3 protein-coding genes and 1 pseudogene are annotated in these 9,083 nt (G+C 59.2%); 2 read left to right on the top strand and 2 right to left on the bottom strand.

Annotation, left to right across the window (positions count from 1 at the left end; translation table 11 throughout):
- Positions 1–175 precede the first annotated feature (175 nt).
- The gene (locus AC1DRJ_RS13850; RefSeq protein ID WP_477802653.1) at positions 176–1,246 is read right to left on the bottom strand and encodes an HD domain-containing phosphohydrolase; all 1,071 of its coding nucleotides are present in this window, start codon (positions 1,244–1,246) and stop codon (positions 176–178) included.
- Positions 1,247–1,604: 358 nt separating this feature from the next.
- A complete protein-coding gene (locus AC1DRJ_RS13845; protein ID WP_477802652.1) occupies positions 1,605–6,239 on the bottom strand; it encodes an autotransporter outer membrane beta-barrel domain-containing protein in 4,635 nt (1,544 codons plus the stop codon).
- A gap of 156 nt (positions 6,240–6,395) precedes the next feature.
- On the opposite strand from AC1DRJ_RS13845, the gene AC1DRJ_RS13840 reads away from it, so the two are divergent.
- On the top strand, positions 6,396–8,132 hold the full coding sequence (locus AC1DRJ_RS13840) for a response regulator (protein WP_477802651.1): 1,737 nt from the start codon (positions 6,396–6,398) through the stop codon (positions 8,130–8,132).
- A 567-nt stretch (positions 8,133–8,699) separates the two neighbouring features.
- A pseudogene (locus AC1DRJ_RS13835) lies at positions 8,700–9,083 on the top strand (DUF1302 domain-containing protein); the annotation flags it as partial.

Below are 9,083 nucleotides of genomic sequence, written 5' to 3'. Positions count from 1 at the left end.
TTGCATCGGACTTGACCAGCACGTTCCGTAACCATGACCGACAGAAATAGGCCATTTCCGGTCAGTCGTGACAGATACAAACTCGTGAAGACTCAACGGACACCGTAAACCACTACCTTGATGTCCGTAGAAATCGCCGCAACAATCAGGACTTGTGCAACTCGCATTAAAATGTCTAAGCGGCATCGGCATCGGCATCGGCATCGGCATCGGCATCGGCATCGATATAGTGCTGTGCGATCTGTTCAAACTTTTGTTCCAAGACCATGAAGGCCGCCACCACATCTGGATCAAAATGTCGGCCGGCCCCCTCGCAGATGGTCACCACCGCTGTCTCGTGGCTCATCTGTGGCTTATACACGCGCGGGCTGATGATCGCGTCGTAGACATCGGCGACTGCCATTATGCGAGCGCCTACTGGGATGGCGTCACCGGCCAGGCCRTTGGGGTAACCRCTGCCATCCCATTTTTCGTGATGGCACAGGGCAATYTCYTTGGCGATRCGCAGRAAGGGCGTTTGCACTCCCAGCAGTTCCTCGGCTTGAACCAGCGCCTGATAACCCAGTTGGGCATGGGTCTTTATGATTTCAAACTCGGCCGGCTCCAAGCGCCCCGGTTTGCGCAGGATTTGGTCAGGGATACCGATCTTGCCGATATCGTGCAACCGCGCCGACTTGGACATCAACTCAATGCTCTGCTCGTCCAGAGATGCGTTGAATCGTGGATGATGGCGCAGTTGCTCGGCCAGCGCTCGGACATAATGCTGCGTGCGCCGCTGGTGGTTACCGGTCTCGTTGTCATGGGTCTCAGCCAACGACGCAAGGGCTTGAATGGTCGCGTCATGAGCGGCTTGCAGTTCATGGGTTCGCGCCACTACTTCCTGATCGATAGAGATATTTTGCGAACGCAACAAGTCCGTTGTCGCCTTCAGACGCAACTGTGTCTTCACCCGCGCTAGCAGGCTTGGTGGGTTGACCGGCCTGAACAGGTAGTCGGTCGCTCCAGGCTCGAGCCCCAGGCACTCATCTTCGTGCTGACGGCAGACCTCATAGCCGTCCAGATTGGGCATCATCACGTCCAGCAGGACCAGGTCGGGAACGGCCTGTTCGAGCATCTGCAACGCTTGTGCATCGCTGATGGCAATTCGGACGGAATAACGATCTCGTAGCAGCTCACTGATCAGGTGCAGATCGGTAGGTACATCATCGACCACCAGCACGGTGGATTTGTGTGTGGAACGGTTCATGGGAACTCCTCACAGCAGGCTGACCGACGCGTTGGTAGAGTGAGCCAGGGTCATCAACTGCCTAACAGGGGCACGAGCATCACCCGATTTCTGATCAGGGAATACTCATATAGCCAATAGGAAAACGTGGAACATGTTGAGGTGCATGGGTCACCAGTCTTGCTGCCGGTCCGCATTGGCGAGTGTGTAGTGACAGGCAGAAAACGGCCATTTTTCTGCCTCAGGCGAGGGGCAGCAATGGGACCTGCCTACGACGAGGGGCAAACGTCCCAGACCAGCTCCGAATCGAAGGTTAACCCCACCCCTTGTCGCTCTTCCTGATGATTAGAAAACACCCGATTGCACCGAGCGTTTTTGTTCAGAACTTCACCTTGATCCCGAGCATGCCTTCATAGCTTCGGCTGTCTTCGCCAAAAGCTTTCTGATAGCCAAGCGAACCCGTGACGGTGGTACGTTCATCAACCTGATAGTCGACGCCCAGATTAAGTTCGCCCCATGTGCCGCTCATGTCGGTGCCGAAGGGAACATAGCCGTCTTCTGAAGAAAACTCGGTCTTGGTGCGACCTTTGAACTCGTGCCAGACGCTCGGGCGAATCCATCCGTTGGTGCGATGTACCTTGCCTTTGTCGTCCTCGCGGAACCAGTCCTTGTCGATACGCACACCGAGGCGGCCGGTCAGGGAGTCCACATCCTCGAAGCGCACTTGGGCGGCGTCGTCATGGCTGTTATCGATACGGACTTTGGTCACGATCACCTGGGCTTGTGGCTCGACGTGCAGGTTCTTGTCTTTTTCGGAATGGAATGGGTGGCCGCCTTCCAGGGAGGCGGTTACCCCGCGGCCGCGGGTCTTGAGCGCGTCCATGTCGTTGGGGGTTGCCTTGATGTCGAAGCGGTTGAACTGAAGCACGCCGTCCAGGTACCAGCCTTCAGGGCCGAAGTGCGTCCAATAGCCACCGACACCATAGGCGTGCAGCAGGTCCTCGCCAGCGTAGGCGCCGTCGCTGTGCTCAATGCTGCCGGCGATGCGGCCGATGTTCAGCGACAGGCCAGCCTGATCGGTACTGCCATCGATGTCTTCGTTACGGTACAGATCGGCACCGACCTGGAACGCCTGGATGCGGTAGTCGGAGCGTACGTTATCGCCCATTTCGTCATTGCCCTTGCGGTAGRTCAACCGACCCCAGCCCAGGCTTGGGCCGTAGCTGTCGACTTCTTCCTCGGGCAGTGGTTCGGTGGCCATCCGGCGTTCTTCGCCGACGCGTTCATGCAGGGTATCGACCATGGCACGGCTGTAGTGCAGGACCATCGCAGGCAGCGCGCGGTACAGCGAGGTTTCCGCGCGGTAGTTGGGGACTTGCGGGCGGACTGGCGCGAGCGGTTGCTGCGGTTGCACCGCCGGCACCAACGGATTGGGCGGAGTAATCGGGGTGACTGGAACCTGAGGGTCAACCGGATCAACCGGCACCATCGGTTCAGTAGGGTCAACCGGCACTACGGGCACCACCGGTTCAACAGGGACAACCGGCACTACCGGCACTACCGGCACCACAGGTTCAACAGGGACAACCGGATCGGCGTCTCGGGTCGAACGCAAGTACCAAGCTTGGGTGTTGCTGCCATCCTGGCTGGCGCGGTGCAGGCTGTATTCGTAAGGACCGGCCTTGACCCTGCTGAGCAGGCGGAACGCATCGGGCGTGGTGGTTGCACCGTTGACCGCATCGACCACCAGGATGCCATTACCTTGGGTCACGGCACCGGGTCCCCCCGCATTCTTGATCAGCAAATTGCTGTTGCCGTCGGCCTTGCCGCCGTCCACTACCAGTTTGTCGGAGGGTGAGCCGTCGCTGTAAAGGTAGGTGTTCAGCGCGAAGGTGCCGTTGGCCCCATGATAGTTGTTGACCGTCAGATTCTTGAATTGCCCGCTCAGCGGTACGCTGAAGTCGATCAGGCTGGATTCATTGCGCAGGGTGCTGAGATTCGATTCTCCCGTCAGGTTCCACAGGCTGGTTTCGCGCAAATTGACGGTGGAGTGGCTATCGCCAGCAGTACGGGCCGAACCGTTGAGTACCGAGCCAGCAACTTCGACATTGGCGTTGCCGGCGCTGGCCAGCGAGCGGCCGACACCCTGCCACAGACCTGTGCCCATGTCAGGAACCTGGCTGCCATCGTTGGCCAGTGCGCGGTCGACATTCAACCACTGACCGCTGCCACCCACGATGCTGTCGCTCAACTTGATATTGGCCACGCCGGCGATGGCAATGGTTGCCCCCTCCCGGTTGTGCAGCACACTGTTGTCCACGTTTGCCTGACCTTTGAGGACGTCGGTGCCTTGGCTGTACAACGCCGCCGCCTGGCCGCCATCGGCATTAATGGTGCTGTGGGTGACGTCCAGCACGCCGCCGTTTTTGGCCACCAGAGCATGGGCCAGGTCACCGTGGGTGTTAACCCCGACCTGGTCGAGTTGCACGCTGGCCTGGTTGTTGGCCAGGACGCCAAGAGCGCTGTCGCCGTGGGTGCTGACGGCGCTGTTGCTGGCGCTAAGCTGTGCCCCGGATTCGGCTTGCAGGCCATGGGACAACTGGCCTCGGGTGGTGAGTGTGGAGTCGATCAATTCGAGGGTGGCGGTAGGGGTTTGGTACTGACGGCTGACCAGTGCGCYGGCGGCCTGTTCACCCAAGGTTTCGACACTCACGTTGCGGGCGGTCAGGCTTACCTGGCCGGGTTTGAGTGTACCGATGCCGGCGTACAGTCCCGTCGAGTATTGTCCTGCGGTTTTCACCGTCAACCCCTCCAGCAGCATGCTGCCGCCATCATCCACCGCAGCGCCATAGGCTTGGCTGCCGAGGGTCTGCACGCTAGTGCCATAGGCGTTGAGTTGGGCACCCTCGTTACGCGAGGTCAGGGCATGGGGGAAGGTCAGGTTCGATTGCACCGGCGAACCGTTGCCACTGGTGGTAACCGATCCACCGTACAGGGTAATAGTCGAACCGGTATCTGCCACGACACCCATGGCATTGTCATCACCCGACGTCCGGACGCTCAGGTTGCGGGCGATCACCGTCGAACTGCCTGCGCTAAGCCCGGCCGAATAATTGCCTTGTGTGTCGATCAGACCGTTGTTGAGTTCCAGGTCGGCACCGTCGAGGGCGCGTACGCCATAGCTGGTTTTTTGTGAGGTACGCACTTCGCTGTCGTTCAGGCGCAGGCGCGAACCTTGGCCTTCAACCAGTGCGCCGAGACCCCAGGGGCCGACTGCAGTGGCCGCAGGATCGAGACGAATGTCGCTGCTGCTCACTTCGGCGCTGGCACCAGCGTTGACATAAACGCCATGGGCGCGGGCACCACCGACGTCGATGCTGCTACCGGCAACGGTGCCTTGGGAACCGTTACCTTCGACGCTGACGCCGTGACTGAAGGTTCCCTGACTCGACAACTTACTTCCTTCGATGCTCACGGCACCGCCATTCATGGCGCGGGCGGCCGAGGTGAAATCAGCGGCGCTGCCAGCGCCTTCGAGCGCCACGCTGCCTTGGTTCAACGTGACCTTGCTGCCACTGCCATCGGCGCGCATACCGCCGATGTAGTTGCCGATTGCGCTGGCGTGGACGGCATCGGCCAGGATGCTGGACCCCCCCACGGCGTGCAGCACAGCGGTGCTGGAGGTGCTGGTCGCGGCACCGGTACTGGTGAGCTCGCTGCGTTCAAGCTGGATGCTTGCACCCGCTTCGGCGCGGGCACCGCTGGCAGAGACGGCATTGCTACGCACCGTAACGTCGGCCGCATCGATCCGGCTACCACTGCCACTGGCCAGCAACCCGTGGCTGATGCTCAGGGTTTTCTCACCCAGCGGTGCCGAAGTGTTGTTGATGGAGGTGCCGCTGGTGCTGATTTGCGTACCTTGACCCAGCTGGATTCGGGCGCCGTCTTGCGCCCAGGCACCAACCGCCCCTTTACCAGCGGTCGTTACGGAACCGCTGTTGAGAGAGATCTGACTGTTGTTGCCCGTCGCCAGCAGGCCATGGCCATACACTGCGCTGCCGGTATTGAGAGTGGCGGTGTCGAGGTCAATACGCGCACCGTTCTCGGCACGGGCGGCGTTGGCCTGGGCACCACTGGTGGTGACGCTGATCTGGCTGGCGCTGATCTGGCTATCCACGCCGTCGGCCTTCAGGCCATGGCTGCCGGTAGTTGGGCTGTTGGCACCACTGGTCGTGAGGGTGCTGCCCTGGCCGAGGGTGATTTTGCCGCCGTCCTGGGCGAGCGCAGCGATCGAGCCCTTGGATTGGGTGCTGACCGAACCAGCGAGGAAGTCGATGCGGCTGCCAGTGCCCGCGGCCACCAGCCCTTGGTTGTTCAGGCCGTTGACGCCACCACCAAGGGTGATGGCGCTGTCGCGCAGCGATACTTGCCCACCCGCCTGCGCACTGACTCCCGTCATGTTGTTCGCGGTGATGATGGCCCCATTTGCAGCCTTGGGAACCAGGTTGATGGTCACCCCAGTGCCGCTCAACTGGCCGCCGTCCCGTGCCAGCAGGGCTGTTTGCTCATGGGCATTGGCGGCGGTCAGTGCGGTGCTGTTGACGGTACCGCGCTCGAAGCCGACGCTGCTCGCCGCTTGCGCCAACACTCCGATGGTACGGGTTGCACTCAGGTTGACGGTGGCGTCGTCATGGGCACCAGGGTTGGCAATGCCGATACCATTGGCGCTGGTAATCACCAGCGGGGCGGGTGCGCCCAGCAACTGTCTGGTGAAAACCAGAGGGGCCTGCTCACTGGCGCGCATGGCGATCAGAAGGTACGACGGGGCAGCGATGGCAGCGGCAGAGGAGGGTGGGGAAAAGTCGTCGGCGGAAGGCTCAACGGCATTTTCCTCGGCTTCAGCTTCTGTCACGCAGAAGGCGAATACACCGGCCAAAAGCAGGCTGATGGCACGCCCCAGGCGGGTACGTTGAAAGGCAGGATGAGTGGACGATTTATCGTTGAAAGTGGTCATGGCAGCCTCACGGGCGCTGGAAAGTAGATGCCAGCAGTCTGCTCGTCGGGGTTGGCCGGAGATGTCGGAGCCGTTTCAACGTGGTTGTAGGAGTGACTCTCTATTGTTGCCCTGGTCTATGCTTGGGCACAGGAATCGACTCATAGGGAAAAACGCATGGGCACTGTGCTGCTCGTGGACCATCTGCCCATCGTTCGCAATGGTCTTCGGGCGTTGCTTGAACGTGCAGGCCATACCGTGCTGGCCGAAGTCGACAATGGCCAGGATGCGCTGATGCAATGCCGCCAGTTGCACCCGGATGTGGTGATCATCGAGTTGTTGGTCCCGCGTCTGGGCGGTCTGGATCTGCTGCGCCGGCTACGCGCCAGCCACGAAGGCATCAAGTTGCTGGTCTATAGCGTCCAGGAGGCCAGCCTCTACGCCACACGTTCGCTACAAGCCGGGGCGGATGCCTACGTCAGCAAAACGGACGCCGTGACAGAACTGGAAAGTGCACTTCTGGCGCTCAGCCATGGACGTCGTTATTTCCCGCCTGAAGTCACCCGTCAGGACGCCCAAAGCATGCGCGGTGAGGGTGAGAGCGAACTGGAGCAACTGTCTGGACGCGAACTCACGGTTTTGCAGATGCTCAGCCAAGGGCTCAACAACAAAGACATCGCCGAGCAATTGAGCCTCAGCTACAAAACGGTGAGTACCTACAAAGCGCGCCTGCATCAAAAACTCAAGGTCAGCAGTGATTTTCAGTTGCTGGAAGTGGCCCGTACGTATGGCCTGGTAGCGGGTGAAGACCCCAGCGTGGCGCAGGAGTCCTTCCTCGATCCGCAACTGCTGCATGAGTACGACTTATTGCGTGCATTACTCGATTCGGCACCATACCCAATGTTCGTGCGCGATCTGGAAGGACGGCTGCTGATGTGTAATCGCCGTTACTTGGCGTACACAGGTGAAAGCTTCGAGAGCATTAGAGGGGCTACGCTTGCGCAGGCAAAATGGTTGCCGGCGCAAATGCGCCAGGACTCAGAAATGCGCTTGCGCGAAGCGGTGATTCGCCAGGAGTCGTTCATGGCCGAAGCCGTTTTCGAGAATGACGGGATATCGAACGTTATGTATGTCTGGTGTACGCCATTTCGTAACGAGGCCGGTGAGCTTGTCGCCATGTTCGGTGGCATGCGCGACCTGACGGAACGCGACAGATTGCTCACCACATTGCGTCACGAAGGAGCCGAGGCACGTTACGAAAGTCATCTGAAAAGCTCCACGCTGGCGGCGGTCAGCCAGGAGTTGCAAGTGCAAATACAGGCGATGCGGAAAAGCCTCAAGTCAATACTATTGCCAGACCTCGACCACCCTGATCGCATTTTGGAAAAGCTGACCCAGCATGTCGACAGCATGCGTCAGTCCCTGGTCAGACTCGACGACTGGATAATGCTGGATGCGCACGATCAGGAGACGCTGCGCGAGGCCCGCAATCTGGGAGCGCTAACTGAAGATCTGCTTGGGCCAATACACCAGCAGCTCGAATCAAAGGGCTGTCAGTTGAATCTGGGGCCGGGTCTACGGGCCTTGAAAAGCGCCTGGATCGATGTCCGCCATTACCGTCAATTGCTGGAAAGCCTGTTTTCCTACCTATTGCAGGGAACACCGCCCCCCGGAATTTCCTTGATTCTGACGACGCGCATCCTGCCTCGTGGTTTTCTACGCCTGAGTCTTGAATTGTCGCCTTGGCATGAACCTGGCGAGGACGCTCCATCAGCCCTGTTGGCGTATGCCAGCATCCAGCGCCTGGTGCTAGTGCTGCAAGGCAAGGTGCAGACCGAGTCCAGTGCGGACGGCAAGGCACTTCTGTGGCGCCTTGAACTGGATCTGCCACAAGACTTGGGCTCCTCACAATAGGGGTGCGCTAAAGCACTCAGCGATGGGCAAGAGGGCAGTTATTCAAGATCCATGTTGCCAAGATCAACGTATCGGTTCCGTTATTGAGTTTTTTTGGGGGGGGACACTCATCGGATTCGGTGCTGCGATTCTCGCTATACATAGGCAGACGGCCTATTACACGAGTGTTGATGAATGACCGCTATTGGCTGCGGACATAAGATCGACCTCCGCTCATTACTGCATGTCACCAAGGGCGGTAATCTCCCGGTGGTGGCTTATCGATGTTGAAAAAAAGTAGGAACAGAAAATTTTCGATAGAGGAGGGTGACCGCCCACAACATCAAAGAATTTCTGATCCTACGAAGCTTGTAAAATCTGGCCGCGCGCCGATTCTCGGTCCGTTGATCTGCAAAGGCCTAACTGCGTCTGATAATGGACAATCAGGGCGACCGGCAAAACCACCTGTAACGGGTAGGGGGCGTCAATCAGCTTCAACCAGGAAAATTGGGCAGACGCTTTTCGAAGAAAGCTGCTACCCCTTCTTCCAGCGTCTGCATATCGAGCAACTGACGTTGGCGGTTGGCCAACTTCAACTCGCAGGGAGTTCGTGGCAACGCCTCAGCCCGCACCAACGATGACGGTCGGTTGAACTTCAAGAAGGGCGAAACCTTCTCGAAGATCTTCAAGGGTGTGCATGACCTTGAACTGAAATACGGCGACAGCGGCGCGTTTGTGCGCGGCAAGTACTGGTACGACTTCGAGTTGATGGACGAGAGCCGTCGGTTCTACGACATCGACGATCACGGCCGCCAGCGTGCCGCGAAATCATCGGGCGCGATGTTCCTCGACAGCTTCGTCTACCACAACTACAAGATCGACGAATTGCAGGGCAACGTGCGCTTGGGCAAGCARGTGGTGAGCTGGGGYGAAAGYACCTTCATCGGCAACTCGATCAACAGCATCAACCCG

The organism is Pseudomonas sp. P5_B2 (assembly GCF_056400445.1).
This window is presented reverse-complemented; position numbering and strand designations above follow the sequence as displayed.

Bases quoted from the DNA above. Each gene is read 5' to 3' on its own strand.
- AC1DRJ_RS13840 (WP_477802651.1), top strand. From the start codon at position 6,396: ATGGGCACTGTGCTGCTCGTGGACCATCTGCCCATCGTTCGCAATGGT.